19 protein-coding genes and 1 pseudogene are annotated in these 22,722 nt (G+C 69.4%); 15 read left to right on the plus strand and 5 right to left on the minus strand.

The window, feature by feature from the left end:
• Positions 1 to 92: 92 nt before the first annotated feature.
• Positions 93 to 2,120, plus strand: coding sequence for a Zn-dependent oligopeptidase (locus JGU66_09735; GenBank protein MBJ6761044.1), 2,028 nt, complete (start codon positions 93 to 95; stop codon positions 2,118 to 2,120).
• Between the two features lie 112 nt (positions 2,121 to 2,232).
• On the opposite strand, the gene JGU66_09740 is transcribed toward JGU66_09735, so the two are convergent.
• Positions 2,233 to 2,508, minus strand: a complete 276-nt coding sequence (locus tag JGU66_09740; protein MBJ6761045.1) for a hypothetical protein — start codon at positions 2,506 to 2,508, stop codon at positions 2,233 to 2,235.
• A gap of 355 nt (positions 2,509 to 2,863) precedes the next feature.
• On the opposite strand from JGU66_09740, the gene JGU66_09745 reads away from it, so the two are divergent.
• From JGU66_09745 to JGU66_09765, 5 genes are all read left to right on the plus strand, one after another.
• A complete protein-coding gene (locus JGU66_09745) occupies positions 2,864 to 3,094 on the plus strand; it encodes a hypothetical protein (GenBank protein ID MBJ6761046.1) in 231 nt (76 codons plus the stop codon).
• A gap of 13 nt (positions 3,095 to 3,107) precedes the next feature.
• Positions 3,108 to 4,052 (plus strand): amidohydrolase, encoded by a 945-nt coding sequence (locus JGU66_09750; protein MBJ6761047.1) that lies wholly within the window; start codon positions 3,108 to 3,110, stop codon positions 4,050 to 4,052.
• Between the two features lie 139 nt (positions 4,053 to 4,191).
• Positions 4,192 to 4,569, plus strand: coding sequence for a response regulator (locus JGU66_09755; protein ID MBJ6761048.1), 378 nt, complete (start codon positions 4,192 to 4,194; stop codon positions 4,567 to 4,569).
• 63 nt (positions 4,570 to 4,632) lie between these two features.
• Positions 4,633 to 5,454 (plus strand): ABC transporter ATP-binding protein, encoded by an 822-nt coding sequence (locus JGU66_09760; protein ID MBJ6761049.1) that lies wholly within the window; start codon positions 4,633 to 4,635, stop codon positions 5,452 to 5,454.
• On the plus strand, positions 5,451 to 7,106 hold the full coding sequence (locus JGU66_09765; GenBank protein ID MBJ6761050.1) for a hypothetical protein: 1,656 nt from the start codon (positions 5,451 to 5,453) through the stop codon (positions 7,104 to 7,106). Before JGU66_09760 ends, JGU66_09765 begins: the two co-directional genes overlap by 4 nt.
• 20 nt (positions 7,107 to 7,126) lie before the next feature.
• On the opposite strand, the gene JGU66_09770 is transcribed toward JGU66_09765, so the two are convergent.
• A complete protein-coding gene (locus JGU66_09770) occupies positions 7,127 to 8,353 on the minus strand; it encodes a VWA domain-containing protein (protein MBJ6761051.1) in 1,227 nt (408 codons plus the stop codon).
• 213 nt (positions 8,354 to 8,566) lie between these two features.
• Here JGU66_09770 and JGU66_09775 point away from each other — a divergent pair, with 213 nt between their 5' ends.
• Complete coding sequence (locus JGU66_09775) at positions 8,567 to 9,286, plus strand: hypothetical protein (GenBank protein MBJ6761052.1); 720 nt, start codon at positions 8,567 to 8,569, stop codon at positions 9,284 to 9,286.
• Positions 9,287 to 9,334: 48 nt separating this feature from the next.
• Here JGU66_09775 and JGU66_09780 read toward each other — a convergent pair whose 3' ends face one another.
• Both JGU66_09780 and JGU66_09785 read right to left on the minus strand, forming a co-directional pair.
• Positions 9,335 to 10,030, minus strand: a complete 696-nt coding sequence (locus JGU66_09780; GenBank protein MBJ6761053.1) for a pirin family protein — start codon at positions 10,028 to 10,030, stop codon at positions 9,335 to 9,337.
• Between the two features lie 80 nt (positions 10,031 to 10,110).
• Positions 10,111 to 10,668, minus strand: a pseudogene (locus tag JGU66_09785) (YceI family protein).
• A 231-nt stretch (positions 10,669 to 10,899) separates the two neighbouring features.
• On the opposite strand from JGU66_09785, the gene JGU66_09790 reads away from it, so the two are divergent.
• The 8 genes from JGU66_09790 (at position 10,900) to JGU66_09825 (ending at position 19,798) form a co-directional block, all read left to right on the plus strand.
• A complete protein-coding gene (locus tag JGU66_09790) occupies positions 10,900 to 11,277 on the plus strand; it encodes a peptide chain release factor-like protein (GenBank protein MBJ6761054.1) in 378 nt (125 codons plus the stop codon).
• A 252-nt stretch (positions 11,278 to 11,529) separates the two neighbouring features.
• On the plus strand, positions 11,530 to 11,853 hold the full coding sequence (locus JGU66_09795; GenBank protein ID MBJ6761055.1) for a pilus assembly protein N-terminal domain-containing protein: 324 nt from the start codon (positions 11,530 to 11,532) through the stop codon (positions 11,851 to 11,853).
• Positions 11,850 to 12,554 carry a prepilin-type N-terminal cleavage/methylation domain-containing protein gene (locus tag JGU66_09800; protein ID MBJ6761056.1) on the plus strand — a complete coding sequence of 235 codons (705 nt, stop codon included), beginning with the start codon at positions 11,850 to 11,852 and terminating at the stop codon, positions 12,552 to 12,554. Before JGU66_09795 ends, JGU66_09800 begins: the two co-directional genes overlap by 4 nt.
• Positions 12,554 to 13,108 (plus strand): type II secretion system protein, encoded by a 555-nt coding sequence (locus JGU66_09805; protein ID MBJ6761057.1) that lies wholly within the window; start codon positions 12,554 to 12,556, stop codon positions 13,106 to 13,108. The genes JGU66_09800 and JGU66_09805 overlap by 1 nt, the downstream gene beginning before the upstream one ends.
• Entirely contained in the window at positions 13,105 to 14,268 is a 1,164-nt protein-coding gene (locus JGU66_09810; GenBank protein ID MBJ6761058.1) for a PilW family protein, read from the plus strand. The genes JGU66_09805 and JGU66_09810 overlap by 4 nt, the downstream gene beginning before the upstream one ends.
• Positions 14,269 to 14,273: 5 nt before the next feature.
• Positions 14,274 to 14,771, plus strand: coding sequence for a hypothetical protein (locus JGU66_09815; GenBank protein ID MBJ6761059.1), 498 nt, complete (start codon positions 14,274 to 14,276; stop codon positions 14,769 to 14,771).
• A 27-nt stretch (positions 14,772 to 14,798) separates the two neighbouring features.
• Positions 14,799 to 19,262: a pilus assembly protein PilY gene (locus JGU66_09820; protein ID MBJ6761060.1), complete on the plus strand. Its 4,464-nt coding sequence runs from the start codon at positions 14,799 to 14,801 to the stop codon at positions 19,260 to 19,262.
• A gap of 113 nt (positions 19,263 to 19,375) precedes the next feature.
• A complete protein-coding gene (locus JGU66_09825) occupies positions 19,376 to 19,798 on the plus strand; it encodes a GTP pyrophosphokinase (GenBank protein MBJ6761061.1) in 423 nt (140 codons plus the stop codon).
• A gap of 155 nt (positions 19,799 to 19,953) precedes the next feature.
• Here the strand turns inward: JGU66_09825 and acnA are convergent, their stop codons facing one another.
• Positions 19,954 to 22,686 carry an aconitate hydratase AcnA gene (gene acnA, locus JGU66_09830; GenBank protein MBJ6761062.1) on the minus strand — a complete coding sequence of 911 codons (2,733 nt, stop codon included), beginning with the start codon at positions 22,684 to 22,686 and terminating at the stop codon, positions 19,954 to 19,956.
• Between the last annotated feature and the right edge of the window lie 36 nt (positions 22,687 to 22,722).

Consider the following 22,722-nt stretch of genomic DNA (forward strand, 5'->3'; position numbering starts at 1 on the left):
CCGCAACCCAAGGAAACGCCCGCTCCGCGTCCCCATAGACGTGCGGACCGCGCGTCCGCTCCACCACTTCCGGCGCCCCTCGACGAGTCTCCATGCGCTTCACCCTCGCCGCCGTCACGGCCTCCGCGCTCGTGGCCTGCACTCACGCCCCGACGGCGTCTCTCCCGAGCCCGACGCGGGCCCCCGTCCCGAACGCGGGACGCACGCTCTCCGAGCGCCCGGCCGCCTTCCTGGCGGGCTGCCAGCAAGACATCCAGCGCGCACGCGCCCTGCTCACGCAGCTCCAACGCCAGCCCACACCGCGCGAGCCGCTCGCCACGCTGACGACGTACGACGACGCGCTGACCCTGCTCAACGACGCCGTCACGCGCGCGACCATCGGAACCAACGTCCACCCCGACGCGGCCTTTCGAAAGGCCGCCACCGAGTGTGAGCAGCGAGCGGAGCGGGAACTCACGGACCTGTCGCTCGACCGAAGCATGCATGACGTCCTCGCCTCGCTCGACATGTCGGGACAGGACGAGGGCGCGCGCCGCTGGGTCGCGCTGCAACTGAAGGACTTCCGCCGCTCGGGCGTGGACCGTGACGAGGACACGCGACAGGCGGTCCGCGTGCTTCAAGCGGCGCTGGTGCGCTGGGGGCAGGAGTTCGTCCAGCACATCCGCGAGGACACCCGCACGGTGCTGCTGTCGCCCGAGGAGTTGGACGGACTGCCCGAGGACTATGTGCGCGCGCATCCCCCGGGCCCGGACGGCCGCGTGCGCGTCACCACCGAGTCCGCGGACACCATCCCCGTGCTCACCTATTCGCGCAGCGCCCGAGCACGCGAGGCCGTGTGGCGCGCGGGCCTCCAGCGCGGCTATCCGACCAACGTGGACACGCTGAAGCGGCTGCTCACCGCGCGCCACGAGCTGGCCACCACGCTGGGCTACCCCCACTGGGCCGCGTACTCCACCGAGCCGATGATGATGCGCACGCCCGAGGCCGTGGCGGACTTCATCGACCGGCTCGCGGCGTCCACGCAGGAGCAGGCCCGCGCGGACGCCGCCGCGCTGCTGGCGGTCAAGCGACTCGACACGCCCGAGGCCACGCGCGTGGACCCATGGGATGAGCGCTACCTGAACGACCAGGTCCGCGCGCGGCGGTACGACTTCGACTCGCGCACCCTGCTGCCCTACTTCGAGTACACGCGCGTGAAGCAGGGCGTGTTGGAGCTCACCTCGCGACTGTTCGGCCTGTCGTACCGCCGCGTGCCAGACGCACCCGTGTGGCACCCAGACGTCGAGGCCTACGACGTGTACGAAGGCACCGAGCGCCTGGGCCGCTTCTACCTGGACATGCGCGAGCGGCCGGACAAGTACCCGGGCTCGGCGGAGTGGGACATGGCGGCGGGGCGTGCGGGCCGCTCGCTGCCCGAGGCCGTGCTGACCTTCAACTTCGCGCGGGCTGGCAGCGAGCCCACCTTGCTGCGGCTCGGAGAGGTGAAGGCCTTCCTCCACGAGTTCGGCCACCTCCTCCATCACGTCCTGGGCAATCACTCGCGCTGGGCCGGCCTCTCCAGCACGTACACCGAACGCGACTTCGTGGAGGCGCCCTCCCAGCTCCTGGAGGAGTGGCTCTGGCGCCCCGAGTCGCTGCGCACGTTCGCGCGCCACTACCAGACGGGCGAGCCCATCCCCCTCCCGCTCATCGAGCGGATGAACCAGGCCACCGGCTTCGGCAAGGGGCTCTGGGTGCGCACGCAGCTGTTCTGCACGGCCTTCAGCTTGCGGCTGCATGAGCGAGATCCGCGCGACCTGGACGTCGTCGCCCTGGAGAAGCAGATGCAGGAGAAGTACACGCCCTTCGCCTACGCCGAGGGGACGTACTTCCACCTGTCCTTCGAGCACCTCGAGGGTTACGGCGCCACCTACTACACGTACCTGTGGTCACTGCTGCTCGCGAAGGACCTCTTCACGCCCTTCGAGCAGGAGGGGCTGATGAATCCCGCCACCGCGCTGCGTTACCGACGCACCGTGTTGGCGCCCGGCGCGACGCGGGACGCCGCCGCGCTGCTCCATGACTTCCTGGGGCGCGACGCCAACGACACCGCCTTCTTGCGCTGGCTGGACAACGGCTGAGCACGGGTGCCCGGAGCCTGTAAAGACGAAGGGCTCCCGGCTGTGAAGCGGGGAGCCCCGAGTGTTGTGAATTCGTCAAATCACGCCGTCCGAGCGACGCGGAGTGCGCCGCTCAGTGCACGACGGGTACGAAGGAGCTCTCGGGGTGCAGCGAGATGCCGCGCGCATCCGGATCCAGCCGCACCTGCACGGGAACGCCCTGGTAGCGGTAGTGGGCCAGCGAGTCCGCCGCCTCGTCGAGCAGACGCTGGAAGCGCTCCTCCAGCTCCACCGCGATGAGCAGCATGGTCTCACCGGCGTCCGCGACTCCGGGCCGATGCACCTGGCAACGCTGGAAACGCGCCCAGCGACCGTTCTCCATCTTCACCAGCTCGCCGTCGTAAGCCATGCGTCGCTCCTCTCGGAAAATCCGACCGACCCAACATAGGGGGCAATTAACTCGCTGTCACCCCCTGCCTTGAAAATTCGTGAAAGCGCCCAGAATCTCGTTGGTTAGACGACGCTTCGGGTGAAGTTCGGGGGCAAGGCCAGCGGTGCGAGCCCAAAACTGTAAATTTGCCGACTGGTCAATGCGGTTAACCTGCCCCGGAGGGCGGGGTCGACCGGCCCCGGACAGCGGCCCGGGACTTCAGGGCGATCAGCCGGAGGGGGCGCGACTCCAACGCACTGCGGCCGAGCGAGCCGCGAACAGGGGCGGTCATGACGCGTGGCACAAGGCGCCCGCATCCCTTAAGTTGCGGGGAATGAAGTGGCCCCTGCCATTCCGTAAGGAGCGCGCGACCATCCAGTCCGTGGACGCGAAGGACCATGCCGAGCGACTGCTCGCGGAGTCCTTGCGCATGCTCGGGCAGGTCTGCGCGAAGGTCGCCGACGCCATCGAGGCCCAGCGGTTGGAGCGCCAGGGCTACGCGCACAACACGTACCTGGAGCGGTTGGATCGCCCTCGCCCCGGTGACGAGAAGAAGCCGGAGTAGTCTTCCGGCGAAGATGTCCCTTCCCCCCGACGTCCCCGAGCCCTGCCTGGCCCATGCGCCCACGTGGCGCGAGCAAGGCATCGCCATGCCCCTGCCCGCCGTGGACGACGCGGAAGGCGAGCGCCTCCCCACGGGGCTCCCGCGCGTGGTGGATGCCCACGTGCACCTGTTCCCCGACCGCGTCTTCGAGGCGGTGTGGCGCTGGTTCGACCGGTACGGTTGGCCCATCCGCTACAAGCTGCACACGCCTCGGGTGCTCTCGTTCCTGCTGGAGCGAGGCGTGAGCCGCGTGGTGGCTCTCCACTACGCGCACAAGCCGGGCATGGCGCGCGCGCTCAACGCCTACGTCGCGGAGGTGTCACGGGCCGAGCCGCGCGTGGTGGGCCTGGCGACCGTCTTTCCGGGTGAGGAAGGTGCCGGGGAGATTCTGGCGGAGGCCTTCGCGGCGGGGCTGCGGGGCGTGAAGCTGCACTGCCACGTCCAGGCCTTCGCGCCGGACGCGCCCCAGCTCCACGAGGTGTACGCCGCCTGCGCGCGAGCGGGGCGGCCGCTCGTCATGCACGCGGGGCGCGAGCCCTCCAGTCCGAGGTACCCGGTCGACCCCCATGCGCTGTGCGCCGCCGAGCGCGTGGAGCGGGTGCTGCGCGACCACCCCACGCTCCAGCTCTGCGTGCCGCACCTGGGCGCGGACGAGTTCACGGCCTACGCGCGCCTGCTGGAGCGCTACGACAACCTCTGGCTGGACACGACGATGGCGGTGGCCGGCTACTTCCCGGTCCCGCTCCCCCGCGAGGCGCTGACGGTGCGGCCCGAGCGCATCCTGTACGGCACGGACTTCCCCAACCTGCCCTACGCGTGGGATCGCGAGGTGAAGACGCTGGCCTCCATGGGCTTGAGCGACGCGGTGTTGGAGGGCGTGTTGGGCGCCAATGCCCTGCGGCTTTATGGCGAAAGCTGAGCGACGAAGACGCCCGCGGGTGAACGCGACGGGGTGTTGAAAAGTGGCGACGCCCCTTCCGCAATGAAAGGGGCGTTCCCATCTTCGTGCCCATAGAATCCGCCGTTCCCGCAGTTGTTGCCCTCCCTGAGGCCCTGCCATGTCTCACATCCTGGTCGTCGATGACGATGCGAGCCACCGCACGCTCATCTGCGATGCCCTCGAGGAGATGGGCTACCGCACGGAGCAGGCGGGCAATGGCCGCGAGGCGTTGGACCAGCTGGAGGGCGACATGCCGGGCGCGGTGTTGCTGGACCTGCGCATGCCGGTGATGAGCGGTTGGGGCCTGCTGGACGCGCTGAAGAAGATGCCGCGCGCGCGCGCGCTGCCCATCATCATCATCTCGGGCTACGGCTTCGAGTGGGAGGCCGAGCTGGTGGGCGCCGCCGGCTACATCTCCAAGCCCGTGGACCTGGACAAGGTGCGGATGACGGTGCAGCAGATCGTCGGTCCGCCCGAGATTGCCCTGGTGCACTGAGCGTCCGTCATCCGGGGGATTGTTCGCCCCACCCAGCCTCGGGTGAGATGGTGGGCACTCTCCATGACGCCCCCCTCTCCTGCTGACCTGGCCGTCGACGCCCGCGGGCTCGTGAAGCGCTTCGGCGGCTTCACCGCGCTCCAGGGCCTGGACCTCCAGATTCCCCGTGGTGCCTTCTACGCGTACCTGGGGCCCAACGGCGCCGGCAAGTCCACCTCCATCGCGCTCCTGACCGGCGTGTATGGCCCGGACGCGGGCACCATCCAGATGCTGGGCATGGACGCCGTTCGCCAGCCCATGGAGGTGAAGCGGCGCGTGGGCGTGGTCCCCGAGGAGCTGAGCCTCTTCGAGCGCCTCACGGGTCGCCAATACCTCACCTTCTGCGCGCGCATGTACGGCTTGGACGGAGACGAGGCCGCCGCCCGCGCCACCGAGCTGCTGGAGCTGACGGAACTCACGTACAAGGCCGGCTCGCTGGTGGCCGAGTACTCCAAGGGCATGCGGCGGCGGCTGGCCATCGCGGCGGCGCTCATCCACGCCCCGGAGCTGGTGCTGCTCGATGAGCCCTTCGAGGGCATCGACGTGCTCGCCGCGGGCGTCATCCGCGAGCTGCTGCGCGAGCTGAGCCGGCGCGGCGTGACGCTGCTGTTGACGACGCACGTGCTGGAGATCGCCGACCGGCTGGCCACGCACGCCGGAGTCATCCGAGGCGGGCAGATGCTCGACCAGGGGCCGGTGGGCGCACTGCTGGAGCGCCACGGGGCCAGCTCGCTGGAGGCGGTGTTCGAGAAGCTCATCGCGGTGCCGGCGGCGCGCAACGCGCGGCTGTCTTTCTACGCGGAGGCCCCTGCTCCCGTGGGAGCCCTGCATCGGGAGTCCGCGTGAACCGCCCTCCCGTTCCAGGGTTCTTCCAACACCTGCTGCTGCTCTGGGACCTGCGCCTGCGCATCGGGTTGAACCGCGGCCCGGGGCGCAGCCGGCTCCTGGCCGTGGGCGCGTTCCTCGGGTCCAGCGCGCCGGGCGTGTTCCTGGGGTTGTTCTTCTTCAAGCTGATGCGGCTGGGGCCCATCGCGAACAGCAACGTGTGGCCGTACTTCATCCTCAACCTGCTGTGCTTCGTCACGGCGGCGACGTGGGTGACGTGGCCGCTCTTGTCCGCCGGCGTGGATGACCATTCCGAACTCAGCCGCTACGCGGCGTTCCCCATCTCACCGTTCCGCCTGCTCATCGCGTCCACCGTTTCGAGCCTCTTCGAGCCGCGCGCGCTCGTGTTCTACGCGCCCCTCACGGGAGCGGCGTTGGGCTACGCGTCGGTGTACCGGCTGGCGGCGCCCTGGCTCGCGGTGGTGCTGTACGTGCTCTTCGCGCTCTTGTGCGCGGCGTGGAGCCGCGTGGGCCTCTACGCCGTCATCAACGTGCTGCGCGAGAAGCACAGCGCGGAGATCATGGGCGGCGGACTGGTGGCCTTCCTCGTGGGCGCGTCGTTCATCCCGCCCATCGACACGTCGTGGCTGACCGCGGTGGGCGAGGCCGGCGTCAGCGCGCTGGACATGACGCTCATCATCAACGCGGCGGTGGCGCTCGGGCGCGTGCCCCCTGGCTTCTTCGGAGATGGGCTGGGTCAGCTCGCCTGGGGACGCCCCGGCGTGGCGCTCATCGAGGCGGGCGGCCTGCTCTTCTTCACCGTGCTTGGCATGGCCGTGGCCTACGCGCTGCTCATGCGCTTCCACAAGCAGGCGGGCCGCGCGGGCCCTCAGCTCAAGGAGTCGCAGGACCGCGATCCGTTCTCACGCACGCGCACGCGCTACGACACGTTGGTGGCGCGCGAGGTGCTGGACCTGTGGCGCAACCCGCGCGCGCGGCTGCTGGCCTCGGTGCCGTTCATCCTCGGCATCCTGCTCAAGCTCCTGTCTGGCCGAGACCTCTTCGTGTACCTGCTGGGCCGGAGCGCGGATGCGTGGGTGATGGGCGGCCTGTGCATCTACGGCGCGGTGGTCATCGCCTCCACGTTCTCGCAGAACACCTTCGCGTATGACGGGCAGGGCTTCGCCGCGTTCCTGGCCGCGCCGCTCGAGCTCGCGGACGTGCTGCGCGCGAAGAACCGCGTGCAGGGCCTGGCCGCCGTGCTGATGGCGGTGCTGGTGGGCATCTTCTACCGGCTGTACTTCGGGTTCGGCACGCCGGTGGACTTCCTGTGCGCCATGGGCGCGGTGGTGGCGGTGGTGCCCGTGCTCTTGGCCGCGGGCAACTTCCTGTCGCTGTACTTCCCGGTGAAGTTCCACGCGAACCTCAAGCGGCGCGACAAGGTCCCGCTCACCGCGTCGATGCTCGGCATCCTCGCGGCGAGCCTCGGCTGCATGCCCTTCGGCTGGGCGCTGCGGTTGGCGGGCAAGGCGGGCCCCACCTGGCAGTCGTGGGTGATGATCGTGCTGTGCGCCGGCCTCTACGGAATGCTGTACCGCGCGGTGCTTCCCTGGGCCATGCGCCTGCTCGACCTGCGGAGGGAGATTGTCCTGCGCGCGGTGACCCGAGAGTAGCCACCGCGCACAGGAGACACTCAGTAGGCCACGCCGAACTTGCTGGCCTGCTTCTTCACGCTGTCCATGACGTTGGTGTCGAAGGCGTCCTTCTTGGTCGACGCGTTGCGAGTGAGCCACGCGTCGCGGTCAGCAGACAGCTTCGCGGCCTTCTCCTCCAGGGTCTTCCGCTCGGCGCCGAGCTGCTTCACCTTCGCGGCCTGGGCCTCCTTCGTCATGCCCTGAAGCTCCATGGGCACCTCGTCGTCGCGCAGCGTCGCCAGCTCCGTGGGCTTCTCCACCAGGTCCACCGCGCCTCCCACCGCCACGGGAGCACTGCTCACGGCGGCGGGCGCCGCGCCTGAACTCGCGCCGCGGGACTTCTTCATGAAGCTGATGCGCTCCGCCGCCGCCTCCGGGGCAAGCTCCTTCATGGCGTCCGCGCGAGCGCGGTTCGCGACCTGGGCCTCGTGCTTGCCGGCGTACAGCGTCTTGGTGGCCAGCTCGGCGCTCACCTTGGACAACTCCGCGTCATACGGGGTCGCCACGGCCACCATGCCTCCGGACTGCGCGATGGTGTCGAACGTGCCATCGGTCAGCTTGGCCACGTAGCGCCAGGACTCCTCGGTGGAGGGGTCCTCACCGCAGCGGACGGTGTTCACCACGATGTGCCGCTCGCGGGCCGCTCCCGCCCACTTCTTGAAGTTCCACGCGTCGTGCCGGTCGGCCGGCGGCGCGTCTCCCACCAGGAAGATGACCTTCATCACCTCACGCTGCTGGCTCCACTTCAGGAGCGACACCGCCTCGCCGAGGCCGCGGCCCACGTGCTCGGGAGTGTCGCCGCCGCCATCCGCATCCAGCTTGCGCAGCTGCGCGAACACCGAGTCGAGGTCATCGGTCAGGTCGAACCGCTTCGTCACATAGGCATCGCCCACGTCGCGGTACGCCACCAGCGCCACCTTGAGGCGCGGCGTGGGCTTTCCCTCGGAGATGCGGGACGCGATGGAGAAGATCTTCTGCTTGGCGCCCTCCAGCAGTCCGCCCATCGAGCCCGTCGTATCCAGCACGAACGCGACCTCGATTTCAGGCCGAGGTGCCTGGGCCTGCCGGGAGTCCATCTGCGACACCTCGGGCTTCGGCTTCGGGTCCGCGATGGGCGCGCGCGACTCCGGCGGAGGAGGCGCGGCCTGCGCGAGGAGGGGAACAGCGGACAGGGCGGTGGCGAGCGCGGCCGTCCACGCGGCGCGCGAGAAGGACTTCAGGTTCATGGGGCGTTCTCCAGCAGGCGGGCGCCCGGAAACGGCCCTGCTCGGGCGCCTCCCCCTGGAACGGGCGAGCCCGCCAGAAGGTCTACGCCTCATGCGAGATACTTTCCGCGCGCCCCCGAGATGTTCCGGGGCGCACGGCCCTGCAACGAGTGCTTGCCGCACCGCGATGCGCGGCCCATGCTGACACCGCTCCAACCCCCAGGAGGCTCAGCCATGCCGAACCCCTTCCGGCGCCTCGTCGTCCTCACCGCCATGCTCGTCACGGGGATGGGATGCGGTAGCGGACCGTACTATCGACTCGACTGGAGTCTGCCCGACACGGTGACGCTCGTGCCCGGTGAGTCCACGACGATTCCCGTGTCTGTGCGGCGCGTGGCCAGCGTGCAAGGCGAGACGCACATCACGCTCCAGAACGCCCCCGCCGGTGTGACGCTCGCCCCCGACGTCACCATCCCCGAGGGACAGGACTCGGTCTCCGCGACGCCCACGCTCTCCGTCGCCACGGGCACGGGCGCGAGCCTCCAGAACGTCAGCCAGATGCTGCTCGTGGCCGAGGACCCCGCCAACGACTTCGCCTCGGGCAGCCGCATCTACCTGTCCGTGCTGGCCCCGCCCGCGCCGCAGCCGGAGTTCTCGGTCTCGGTGGAGCCGCGACAGGTGGACTTCGCCCCCGGCCAGCGCAAGGAGGTGACCATCACCGTCACGCGCGCGGCGGGCTTCACGGGGCCGCTCACCGTGTCGCTCGACACGCCGGTCAAGCGCATCACGTTGGATCCGCTCACCTTCTCACCGGACCAGACGAGCGCGACCATTTCCGTGCGCGTGGAGCCCGGCGTCAGCCCCATCCCGGTGCCCACCCGGCTCGTCGTCACCTCCGAGACGGGCGCGAAGGCCACCACCGGAATGACGTTCAACGTCCGCCAGGTGAACTGACGACGCGAGGCCCGTGAGCACTTCGCTCACGGGCCCCGTCGTGTGACCTCACGCGAGGTCGAACAGCAACGCCTCCATGGGCGTCTCGGCGATGAGCGTCAGCGCCTGCTCCTCCGACACCGCCACGCCGTCCCCTTCCTTCACGCGGACGCCGTTGAACGTCCCCGAGCCACGCGCCACCTGCAGCCAGGCGTGACGGCCCGGCGCGAGCGTGAAGCGGGCCTCCTCACCCTTCCCGAGCAACGTGCCGTAGAGCGCCACGTCCTGGTGCACCGTCACCGAGCCCTCGCGCCCGTCTGGCGCGGCCAGGAGGCGGAAGCGTCCCTGTCGCTCCTCGGGCGCGAAGCGCTTCTGCTCATAGCTGGGCTCCAGCCCCGGACGCTCCGGGAGGATCCAGATCTGCAGCAGGCGCAGGGGCTCGTCGGACGCGTTCTGCTCGCTGTGCCGCACGCCCGTCCCCGCCGTCATGCGCTGCACCTCGCCCGGACCGATGACACCGTGCGTGCCCATGCTGTCGCGGTGCTCCACCTTGCCGTCGAGCACGTAGGTGATGATCTCCATGTCCCGGTGCGGATGCGTCCCGAAGCCCCGGCGCGGCGCCACCCAGTCGTCGTTGATGACGCGCAGCGAGCGGAAGCCCATGAAGTTCGGGTCGTGGTAGTCCGCGAAGGAAAACGTGTGGTGCGTGTCCAACCAGCCATGGTCAGCGTGGCCTCGGGACTCAGCGGTTCGCAGGTAGAGCATCTCCAACTCCTTCTTTCTTGTTGCAACTCAGATGCATGAAGCCGCCGGACGATTCGTGCGGGAGGCGACCCGCCGAGCGCTCAAGCCGCCTTGTCGGATGCGGCGGCGTGCGCGGGCACCGCCTGCACATCCAGGGAGATGTCCACGCGCTCCCCCACGAGCACGCCGCCGGTCTCCATTGCCTGGTTCCAGGTCAGGCCAAACGCCTTGCGGTCCAGGTGCGTGCTCGCCTGGAAGGCGAAGCGCTCGGTGCCGAAGGGATCCTTCACGCGCCCGAGCAGCTCCGCGTCCAGCACCACCTCGCGCGTGACATCCCGAACGGTGAGCTCGCCCACGACGCGATAGCGCGCGGCGCCCGCCGCTTCGACCCGCGTGCTGCGGAAGATGAGCTTGGGGAACGCGGCCACATCGAAGAAGTCTTGCGAGCGCAGGTGGTTGTCCCGCGCCTCCACGCCCGTGTCGATGCTCGCCGCGTCCAGCTTCACCTCCACCGATGCGCGCGTGAGGTCGTCCCCGTTCAACACCAGCTTCCCGGCGAAGCGCGTGAAGCGGCCGTGCACCTTGGCCACCACCATGTGCCGCACCGTGAAGCCCACCGTCGTGTGTGTCGTGTCGAGCTGCCAGGTCTAGATGGCCATGGGCCCTCCTCGGATTCCGTGTTCGCGACTGAGCCCCCAGAGCAACCGCCGGGCCATGCGTAACCTGCTGGAATCACGTCACCGCAGGATGAGGCCCGGTCGAATTCATCTCATTTCGATAGCATTCCCCTGTCGTTTGGAGAGAGGTCGGGCGATAGGCCCGTCGCTCGCTCTCGGGCGTCAGCCGGGCGGTACCGGCGGCGTCGGCGCGGCGCTACGTTGAGGAGAGCCATGAACATCGACCCAACCAGACGGCAGGCCGCGCGCGCGGCGCTCGCGCTCGACGACGAGGCGCTGCTGAAGGCCTGCGAGGTGGACTACTTCATCGCCTCGGGCCCGGGCGGGCAGCACCGCAACACCACGGCCAGCGGCGTGCGGCTCACGCACGCGCCCACGGAACTCTCCGTCACCGCCACCGAGCGGCGTAGCCAATCGCAGAACAAGGACACCGCCGTGCGACGCCTGCGCGAGGGCCTCCAGGCGCTCACCTTCGTGCCCAAGGTCCGCAAGGCCACCCGACCCACCGCGGGCTCCAAACGACGCCGGCTGGATGCCAAGCGTCGCACCTCGGAGAAGAAATCCGCACGAGGTGGAAAGGACGGATGGTGAGGCGCGGACACGCGGATTCACTCCGCGTGACGACCCGTCGCAGCAAGGGTTCGTAAACTTTGCGACCCCGCAGAGATTGCGTACCGCACCCGCTTGCGCGCCCTCCGCGCGAGCTGTCGCGCCCGCGAAGAATGACAAGGGTTTGTCATCACGGCGCGCAGGGCACGGTGCGTGCAGCCTTGGGCGCCACCCATGGCCCCCCTCCATTCCGTCTCCTCTCCTTGCACGCTCCGTCACGCGCACGCGCGGTCGGTGTCGCCGCGAGCGTGGCGCTGGGCTCCGCTCTGCCTGGCCCTGCTGGCTCCTCTCGCGTGGGCAGAACCCACTGAGTTCACCCAGGCCGCCGCGACGGCAGAGGTCGCCTCCGGAACGGTCCGCGTGCAGAAGGACCACGACGTGGCCCTCACGGTGCGCGGCGCCGAGCGCGTGCAGGTCAGCGCGCCGGAGACCGCACAGGCCGGCATCACCGAGCCGGATCAAATCGGCATCAACGGCCTGAGCCCGGGCACGACGACGGTGCTCGTGTGGCGCAAGGGAGTGCGTCCGCTGCGGATGACCGTCGAGGTGACGCGGTGAGGGCTGCGGACACTCGCGGCATGACGCTGCTGGAGATGGTCATCGTCGTCGCCATCATCGCGGTGCTGGCCGCGGGCTCCTACGCCACGGTCGAGGGGATGGGCGCGCGCAGCGGTCCCACGCGCGCCTCCAACGACCTGACCAGCGCGCTCTCCGACGCACGCGCCCGAGCCGTGGCGCGCACCGAGGATGTCTGGGTCATCATCTATCCGGACATTGATCCGCAGGGCACGAGCGGCGCGGGCTCCGGGGCCTGGTTCATGGTGGAGGACCGGCAGATGACCTTCGGCTCCGCCACCGCCGCGCCGGGCGAGCTGCGCTTCTCCAGCTTCCTTCCGCCCAACACCATCCAGCCCGCCGTGAGTCAGGGCCGGCTGGTGGAGGCCAACTATCTGGACAAGTACACGCGTCGCAGCGCGCGGTTCGGCGTCGCGGGCGGCCTCGCGTTCGACGGCATCTTCGCCTCGCTCCCCGCTTCGCCGTGCAGCTTCTGCAGCGGCTCGCCTCGTCGAGGCGCCATCGTCTTCCGGCCCGATGGCTCGGCGCGCTTCGTGGATGGAGCAGGCGCCGCCGTCGCGCCCACCGGCACGGGCGCCGCGGGCCGGGCGGCCTCGCTGGGCATCGTCGCCGCGGATAGCTCGAGCGAGTTCCTCTTCGCCATCTCCGGCCCGGTTGGATTCATCGAAACGAGGTACCGCTGATGAAACCCGCGTCCTCCTTCCTCCGACGCTCGACGGCCCGCCGCGGCGTCACCCTCATCGAGGGACTGGCGGCCTCCGCCATCCTCGCGCTGGGAATCTCCGGCGTGTTCGGCGGGCTCGTGCTCGCCAGCCAGCAGAACACGAGCGCGGGGCGTCTCTCGCAAGCCAGCGCCGTGGCCCAGCAGGTCCGCGCCGGGCTGCAGACCCAGGGCCGGGCCCGACTGCTCGCCAGCACCGGGCCGCTGCATTCGTCGCGATGCAGCGCGGTCGCCGCCGTGCGTGAACTCGCGGATGGCCTCGACACACTCGCGGGCGCCTGTGTCATCGACCTGGACGCCTTCGAGGACGCCGCGCCCGTGGTGAGTGACCTCGTCCCCAGCTACGCCCCGGAGGAGCGTGAACTCTACCGGCGGGTGCTCGTGTGGACCCCGGCGACGGAGATCGACACGGTGGCCGTGGTGGTGTCGTTCCGTGGCGGTGGCTCGCGGCGCTTCGTGAAGCAGTTCGTGGCCCTCTACAACCCAGCGGTGAACGGCGCGGGGGTGGAGCTGTGAGCCGGACCTCTCGTCGCGCGGGCTTCACGCTCGTCGAAATCCTCGTGGGCATCACGGTCAGCTCGGTGGTGCTGCTCGCGGTGGCCGCCACCGTCATCGCGGTCAACAACGTCTTCAATGGCCACAGCGTCTCCAAGCAAGCGGTGGAGAACGGGCGCGTGGCCATGGACTACGTCGAGCGCACGGTGCGACTCGCGGGCTACGGGTTGGATCCGTCGCTCGCGTTCGACTTCAGCACCGCGACCATTCCCGGCGCGACCAAGGACAACTACACCGAGGCGCCGGCGGGGCCAGTCCCCTGGGGTACCTTCGTCACGGACGACCTGGCCTTCCGCTACCGGGATCCGTCGTACCTGCGCCGCGGACGCCTGGGCAGCGGTGGCCCGCCCTTCACCCTCACGCTGGACGCGGCCACGCACTTCGATGAGTCGTTCCGCGCGGGTCAGGCGTTGATGCTGGCCTGCCCGGGCGGCGCGATGAACTTCCTGGCCCGCCTGGACGCGGACGTGGCCGCGACCGCCAACACCGCCACGTTGACCGCGGCCATCGCGGGGCAGACGCCGCCCGCGTGCCTTGGGTCATCGGGCGGTGAGGCCCCCTTCGTCATGCTCGTGCACGAGCGGCGCCTGCGCATCCTCCCCTTCGGCGGCAGGCCCTACCTCGTCGTGCAGCACGGCTGGCAGGCGGATGCGGACTCGGATCCGCTCGCCGTGGACGTGGAGTCCTTCCAGGTCAGCTACGTCATGAACCGTCCGCCTTCGGACTCGACGTGCTGCGCCGCGCAGCCGGCACCGGATGCCACCGGCAACTGGGTGTTCGGCGATGCAACGGGCGCCGATGCGCTGCCTCGTCCCACCGACTCGGCGCCCACGTACGACACGCCCTACGACAGCGCGACGCGCTTCAACGGCAACCCCGCCAACATCCGCGCCATTCGCGTGGGCCTGACCGTGCGCTCGTCGCGACTGATGCCCACGCGAACGCTGAGCGCGGCACGCCTGCTGGGCAATTCGCCCGCGGCGGGCGTGCCGGATTCGTACTTCCGCACCACGCTCGAGTCTTCCGTACGAGTGCCCAACATGACCTCGCGCGCCTTCTTCATCCCCGCGCTCCGCAACTCCGAAAACCCCCAGGACCGCAAAAACCTCTGGGGAGGATGATGGCCATGCACCGACGACTTTCCTCCCGCCGGGGCAGCGCCCTGGCCTTCACCCTCATCGCCATCGCCGTGCTGCTGCTGCTCGTCGTGGGCGCCATCGCCTTCACGGGCCGCAACCAGTCCGCCGCCATGGCCAAGGCCCGAGGCGACCGCACGAGCGCATGCTCGGAGACAGCGCGGCGCTATCTGCTGTCGCGGCTGCGCGTCTTCGGCTCGCCCATCCCCATCACGGAGCTCAAGCTGGAGCAGGTGCTCCCAGATGACGCGACGGCCTCGGAGCGCAGCACACTGCGCACCGGTCACATTGGAGCCGTGGGCAGCATCGCCACGGCCACGGACATCCCCTCGGGCACTGTCAGCAGCTCCTCCACCCAGGTCAGCGACGCAGCCAATACGCTGCGCGCGGGCCCGCTCGGCGGCGCCTACTACCGCGTGGTCGTCATGTGCGACGAGCCCGGCGGACGTCAGGCCGAGACTGAGTTCCTCTTCCGATTCGGGCTGTAACCCCCTTCGCCTTCCACCGGAGCCACCATGAAGGTTCTCCTGTCTGCCCTCTCGGCGCTGGCGGTCATCCTGCTCGCGCCCCCCGCGCACGCGCTCGACCCCGCGGCGTGCACCCTCCAGTCCACGTCTCGCCTGGACGGCCTGCTCAACCCCGCGCGAGGAAGCGATGAACGCTTCTTCACCGCGCCCAGCGGCCCGCCCAACATCCTCATCATCCTGGACACGTCCGGCTCGATGGCTCAGTGGCCCATCGCCTGGAAGAACGACGACACGTACACGTACAACAAGTCGTCCGGAGGCACCGACCCCGGCTGCCGCCAGGAGAACATCAACGCGCTCAACTACGACGCGAGCGTGACGTATCCACGCATGTGGACGGCGCTGAACACCAAGACGTCCAACTGGTTCGAGCCCACCAGCTTCTACCGCTTCGACGGCACTGGCAGCGCGGGGCAGGTCAGCTTCGGGATGAACAACAATCCCATGCGCTTCGACCTGCCGCCCACCGGCACGACCATCAACACCAACATCGACTCGGCGTGCAACGATGTCACGGGCAACACCGCCAGCGCGCTGTCCGCGTGCCGCGCGTGCCTCCAGACGCGCGGGTACTTCCAGTACAAGACGGACCGCCGCCTGGCCACGGGCAACTTCCTCAACTTCTACTCGCCGCGCGGCCACTCGGCCGTCAACGTCATCTCCCAGGTCATCAACGATTCGCCCAACGCGCGCTTCGGCATCATGACCTTCTCCGCCGGCAGCGGCGCCACGGGCACGGTGAAGTGGTCGGGCTGGGACGTGGTGCGCTTCGCGCCCTTCGGTCCGTCGTGCACGGACTCCACCAGTCTGGTGGCGCGCACGTCCTACCGGGGCAACCTGCTCACCAAGATGAACGCGGGCCTGCGGTTCAACACCGCCACGCCGCTCACGCAGGTGCTCTGGGGCGCCAGCTACTACATGCGCTCCAGCGCAAGCGGCACGGATCCGTTCCCGGGCTGGTTCTCGAGCTACCCGGCGGACACGGGCTTCAATGACTCGAGCCCCGCGGGACAGTCCTCCATCTGCTTCACGTGCGGCTTCAACTCCATCATCCTCCTGACGGACGGCGAGCCCAACGAGCCGAGCGACGACTCCGCGCAGCCCCCCTCGACCATCCGCGACCTGGATGTGCCGTGCGTGAACTGCTCGGCGGCGGCCCAGGGCGACAAGAGCGGCGGCGACAAGAGCCACATCCACCGCATCGCCAAGTGGATGGCCACCCACGACATGCGCCCAGAGCTGGACGGCGTGCAGCCCGTCGCCACGTACACCGTCGGCTTCGCGCTGACGAACACGCAGGCCCTCAACCTGCTGCGCACTACGGCGCAGGCCGGCACCGGCAAGTTCTACGCGGCCACCAACTCCAGCCAGCTCAAGACGGCGCTCCAGTCCATCGTCGATGACGTGCAGAGCCGCAACATCTCGTTCGCCTCCGCCGCCATCTCGTCCTTCCAGACGGGAAACTCCACGCTCAGCGCCCTGATGCCGCGTCTGGCCCCGGGCCAGTCCAACGCCGCGTGGAAGGGCGACCTCTGGCGCTTCAACCAGTTCAACGAGTTCGTGCAGGACGTGGATAAGAACGGCGACGGCGACAAGGCGGACATCTTCGTCGTGGACCAGGACAATGACGTCGTCGTCGAGGACAACAACGGCGCGTTCGTCAAGGACGGCGGCAGCACGCCCGCGCGCCAGTACTGGGAGGCCCGCCGGGGACTGCTGGCGCGCACCACGGACTCGCGAAAAATCTACACGGTGACGGACTCGAACCACGACGGCCGCATCACCTCCGACGACGCGGTCATCGAGTTCTCCAAGGCCAACGCGGCCACCCTCCAGGACTACCTGGGCGTGCTGGGCACGGGCATCTGCCCGAAGCTCCTGGCCGCCTCGCCGCTGGACATCGATGACGGCAGCCTGCTGGGCAGCCTCAAGCTCAGTCGCGCGGACGCGGCGACCGCGGTGGGCCTCACCGTGCCCTCGGTGATTGATCAGGCGTGGCTCGACTCCCTCTGTGTCCGCACGCTCATCGAGTACGTGCGCGGACGAGACCTGGCCGACGAGGACGAGGACAACAACCGCACCGAGCCCCGCATCTCCGTGCTGGGCGACATCTTCCACTCGTCCCCCGTGGTGGTGGATCCGCCGGTGGACAAGTTCATCTGCGACCTGGGTCTGCACAACCAGTGCGCACGCACGCTCTACAGCCAGCAACTGGGCGTGGTCGCCACGCCGCTCGAGAACGAGAGCATCTCCCGCTGCGGCAACACGCTCACCGTGGATGCCTACGACGCGTTCCTGAACCGCTACCGCCTGCGCGACAAGCTCGTGCTGGTGGGCGCCAACGACGGCATGCTGCACGCGTTCCGGGACAGCACGGCCTCGGAGACCTGCGTGAGCGGCCTCCCCATGGTGTCCTATACCCCCAGCACGGGTGACGAGGTCTGGGCCTTCATTCCCCCCGACCTCCTGTCGCGCCTGCACGAGCTGGCGTCCGGCCACAACTACTACGTGGACGGCGACATCATGGTCCGCGACATCTGGGCGGACGGCTCCGGCGGCACGCCGAGCGACAGCAAGAAGCAGTCGAACGAGTTCCACACGCTGGCCATCCTGTCCGAGGGACGCGGCGGCGTTCACTACCTCGCGCTGGAGCTGACGGCGGACGCGACCAACCAGTTCCAGGCCCCGAAGCTGCGGTGGATGTATCCCCAGCCGGACTCTGCGGAGGCCGCGCTGTTCGGCAAGACGCTGTTCGCGCTCAGCCCCAAGCCGCCGCCCGTGGGCCCTCTGCTGGTGGCGGGTACCTCATCGGATCCGACCCGCTACGGCACTTCCGCCCAGGAGCGCTGGATGGTGGCGCTGTCCGGCGGCTGGTCTCCTTCTCAGGAGAAGGGCCGCGGCGTGTACATGGTGGATGCGTGGGAGCCGCAGGTGAACGGCCGAGGTGACAACCTCTGGTGGAAGTTCGAGTTCAACCCGAACGCCACCGGCCAGCAGGCCAGCCCGAGCCGTGCGCTCACCGACGGCGTGGTGGCCCCCGTCGCGCTGGTGGACTTCGGCGCGAAGGGTCGCGTGGAGGCGGACGGCTTCTTCGACACCGCCGTGTTCGGCGACATGCGCGGCCAGCTCTGGGTGGCGCGCATGTCCACGGTGGGCGTGGTGGACACCACCACGAAGCTCATCGGCAACTGGAGCGCGGCCCGAGCCTTCCAGCAGGACCGCGACGCGACGGGAGGAGGCGGCGGCAACAGCATCCGAAACGTGTCGCCCTTCTTCTACGTGCCCTCCATCGGCATCCAGGCGGACGAGGGTGTGATGCGCGCGCTCGTGGGCACGGGTGACCGCTACTCGCTGCTCGACGCGAACGCGGGCGGCTGCCGCTTCGACAATCCCCAGGCCTGCGCGAAGTACCAGTGCACGCAGGTGGAGACGGACTACGCCGTCAACCGCAAGGGACTCAACGTCCTCCACTCGCGGCACCTCTGGCAGTCGGGGGAACTCAACACGGCCGACCTCTCGGTGGGCAGCTCCTCGCAGCCGGACTGCGGCAACCCGGGCGACACGGTGGTGACGGCCTCGTTCACCAAGGAGCAGGTGCTGGGCTGCCCAGGCGGACCCGCGGGCGGCTACGTGAACCTGCGCCCGAAGTCCGCTGCCTGCGGCCGCACGCCCGAGGGATTCTTCCGCTGCGAGGTCACCTCGACGTCCGACACGATGTACTCGGACCTGGACCTCACCATCCCCGGAGCCGCGCTGACGGGCCTGGGCAAGAACCGCTTCTATGGCGTGCGCGTCTACGGCGGTCCCAACCAGACGTTCGAGGAGAACCTCACCACGTACTCGGCGGGCGGCCCGCTGACGGCCAGCGCCTTCGACGACCGGCGCCTCACGGACCGGAACAGCGCGAGCCCCACCGCGGGTGACCTGGTGGACGTGACGAACACCACGTGCGCGGTGACCGGCGCGTGCACGGGCAGCATGGCGACGCGCTCGGGCGCGGGCTGGTTCCTTGAGTACACCGATGGCCTGTCGCACAAGACGGCGGGCGGTGCGTCCACCGTGGCGAGCTGCACGCTGTGGAACTCGCTCTACCCGTCCAACGACAGCGCGGTGTGCAGCAACTCCTCGGCCAAGAGCCGGTTCTTCCAGGCGGACTTCATCACGGGCGCGCCCAACTGCGCCGCGTCCTTCAAGCAGTCGGGAGGCTACGTGCGCTACCAGGAGCGCTCGGTGCTGGCGCCGCCTCCGGAGCCCGCCACGGCGGTGATGGTGTCTCCGGGTGGCAAGGTGAAGTACAGCACCGTCCTCCAGGAGCCCGGGAAGAAGCAGGCCACCACGGTGGACGTGAGCCAGAGCAGCGACGTGCTCCAGAATATCTACGAGCTGCCGCTGACGCGTGACCAGCACGAGTGCCGCCACGTGGATCCGGCCCGCTGCGCCGCGGCCCCCTGAGACCGCGCTCCGCTCCGATGCAGCATCTCGCGGCCCGGTGCGCCCCTCGTGGCGCGCCGGGCCGTGTCGTTTCGTCTCCACCGCTCCGTGCGCGGGCGCGGCATACTTCGCCCATGCCCACACTCGAAGATGCCATCTCGCTCGCCACGGCGGCGCACCGAGGCCAGCGCGACAAGGCGGGCCAGCCCTACATCCTCCACCCGCTGCGGGTGATGTTCCGCGTGCACTCGGACCTCGAGCGCACCGTCGCGGTGCTCCACGACGTTGTCGAGGACACGCCCTACACGCCCGAGAAGCTCCGCGAGCTGGGCTACGGCGAGGACGTGCTCAGCGCGCTGGACTGCCTCACGCGCCGCAAGAGCGAGAGCTACGAGGCCTTCATCGAGCGGCTGCGGCCCCACCCGCTCGCCCGTCGCGTGAAGCTCGCGGACCTGGAGGACAACATGGACGTGCGCCGGTTGAGCGCCGTCACCGAGAAGGACCTGGAGCGGCTCGCACGCTACCGCGCCGCGTGGTCGCGGCTGCTGGAGACCTGACGACCCCTCGTTCGTGCAGGGGCGCGTGAAGTCGCCGCGGCGCCCCGTGAGCACGTGCAGCGAAGGCGGGCCCTGGAAACGCCACGGCCCGGCGCGCCACGAGGGCACACCGGGCCGAGGATGAGACGCCCGGAGGCGTCAGCGCACCGCGCGCCTTACGCCTTGGCGAGCTGGCGCAGCACGAACTGCAGGATGCCGCCGTGGCGGTAGTAGTCGAGCTCGTTCGGCGTGTCGATGCGGCACACGGCGGTGAACTCCTTGGTGCCGTTCGTGCCCGTGGCCTTCACCGTGAGCTTCTTCTGCGGGGCGAGGTTGTCCGCGATGCCGGTGATCTCGAACGTCTCGCGGCCCGTGAGGCCGAGCGACTGCGCGTCCTGCCCCGCCTCGAACTGGAGCGGGAGCACGCCCATGCCCACGAGGTTGGAGCGGTGGATGCGCTCGAAGCTCTTGGCGATGACCGCCTTGACGCCCAAGAGCTGCGTGCCCTTGGCGGCCCAGTCACGGCTGGAGCCCGTGCCGTACTCGGCGCCGGCCAGCACCACCAGCGCCTTGCCATCCGCCTGGTACTTCATGGAGGCGTCGTAGATGCTCATCTGCTCGCCGGTGGGGATGTGGACGGTGACGCCACCCTCCACGCCCGGGACGAGCAGGTTCTTCAGGCGGATGTTGGCGAAGGTGCCGCGCACCATCACCTCGTGGTTGCCGCGGCGCGCGCCGTAGGAGTTGAAGTCCTTGGGCTCCACGCCCTCGGCCATCAGGTACTTGGCCGCGGGGCTCGCCTTGGCGATGTTGCCGGCGGGCGAGATGTGGTCCGTCGTCACGGAGTCACCCAGGAGCGCCAGCACCTGCGCGCCCTTGATGTCCTGCGTGGCCTTGGGCTCCTTCGGGAGGTTCTCGAAGAAGGGCGGCTTGCGCACATAGGTGGACTTGGGCTCCCACTGGAACGTGGAGCCCTTGCTCACCTGGAGCTGCTTCCAGAGCGTGTCGCCCTCCATCGCGTTGGCGTACTGGTGGCGGAACTGCTCGGGCTTCACGGCGGACTTGATGGCCGCGCGGATCTCCTCGTCCTTCGGCCAGATGTCCTTGAGGAACACGGGGCGGCCGTTCGGGTCGATGCCCAGGGGCTGCGTGTCCAGGTCCAGCCCCACCTCACCGGCCAGCGCGTAGGCCACCACCAGCGGCGGGCTGGCCAGGTAGTTCATGCGCACGTGCGGGTTGATGCGGCCCTCGAAGTTGCGATTGCCGGAGAGCACCGCGGCCACCACGAGGTCGCCCTCGGTGACGGCGTTGGACACCGTCTCGGGCAGCGGGCCCGAGTTGCCGATGCACGTGGTGCAGCCGTAGCCCACGACGTGGAAGCCCACGCCCTCCAGGTACGGCAGGAGGCCGGCGTCGCGCAGGTACTCGGTCACCACGCGGCTGCCCGGGGCCAGGCTCGTCTTCACCCACGGCTTGGGCTTGAGGCCGCGCTCCACGGCGTTCTTCGCCAGGATGCCCGCGGCCACCAGCACGGCCGGGTTGGACGTGTTGGTGCAGGAGGTGATGGCCGCGATGACCACCGCGCCGTGGCCGAGCTGGTAGCTCTCCCGGCCGTTCTTCACGGTGACCGCCTGGGCCAGCCGCTCCGGCGGCACGGGGGCCGCGGGGGCCTTGGCCTTGCCGCCGCCCTCGTCGTCCTCGCCCTTGCTCTTGCCCGCGGCCAGCATCTCCACGAGCGACTTCTCGTAGCCGGCCTTCATGTCCTTCAGGGGCACGCGGTCCTGCGGACGCTTGGGGCCCGCGAGGCTGGGCACGATGGAGGCCAGGTCCAGCTCCAGCGTGTCGCTGAAGAGGGGGTCCTGCGCGTCATCCTTGCGCCACAGGCCCTGCTCCTTGGCGTAGGACTCGGTGAGGGCGACCACGTCATCCGGGCGGCCGGTGAAGCGCAGGTAGTTGAGGCTCTCCTCGTCCACCGGGAAGAAGCCGATGGTGGCGCCGTACTCGGGCGCCATGTTCGCGATGGTCGCGCGGTCCGGCAGCGTCAGGCTCTTGAGCCCCGGGCCGAAGAACTCCACGAACTTGCCCACCACGCCCTTCTTGCGAAGCATCTGCGTGACGGTGAGCACCAGGTCCGTGGCGGTGGCGCCGGCGGGCAGCTGGCCGGTGAGCTTGAAGCCCACGACCTGCGGAATCAGCATGGTGATGGGCTGACCGAGCAGCGCGGCCTCGGCCTCGATGCCGCCCACGCCCCAGCCGACCACGCCCAGGCCGTTGATCATCGTGGTGTGGCTGTCCGTGCCCACCAGCGTGTCCGGGTACACCGTGGTGCCCTGACGGAACGTCACCTGGGCCAGGTACTCGAGGTTGACCTGGTGGCAGATGCCGATGTCCGGCGGAACGACGCCAAAGCCCTTGAACGCGCTCTGGCCCCAGCGCAGGAACGCATAGCGCTCGCGGTTGCGCTCGAACTCCAGCTCCGCGTTCTCCTTGAAGGCCGCCGTGGTGGCGAAGGAGTCGATCTGCACCGAGTGGTCGATGACCAGGTCGGCCGGGTTGCGCGGGTTGATCTTCGCGGGGTCACCGCCCATGGAGGCGAGCGCCTCGCGCATGGCGGCCATGTCCACGACGGCGGGCACGCCCGTGAAGTCCTGCAGGAGCACGCGCGCGGGGTGGAAGGAGATCTCCACGTCGGGCTGCGCCTTGGGGTCCCACGCGAGCATCTTCTCGATGTGCTCGCGCTTGACCACGCGCCCATCCTCGTTGCGCAGCAGGTTCTCCAGCAGCACCTTCAGGGAGAACGGCAGCCGGTTCACCGAGGGGTTCGCCTTGGCCAGCTTGGCCAGGCTGAAGAAGTCGTAAGTGGCCGCGCCCACCTTGAGCTGGGCCTTCGTGCCGAAGCTATCCGTCATGTTCCTTGCCGTCCTTCCGTGCCGGGATGCCGCGAC

The organism is Myxococcaceae bacterium JPH2 (genome assembly GCA_016458225.1).
Taxonomy (GTDB): Bacteria; Myxococcota; Myxococcia; order Myxococcales; family Myxococcaceae; genus Citreicoccus.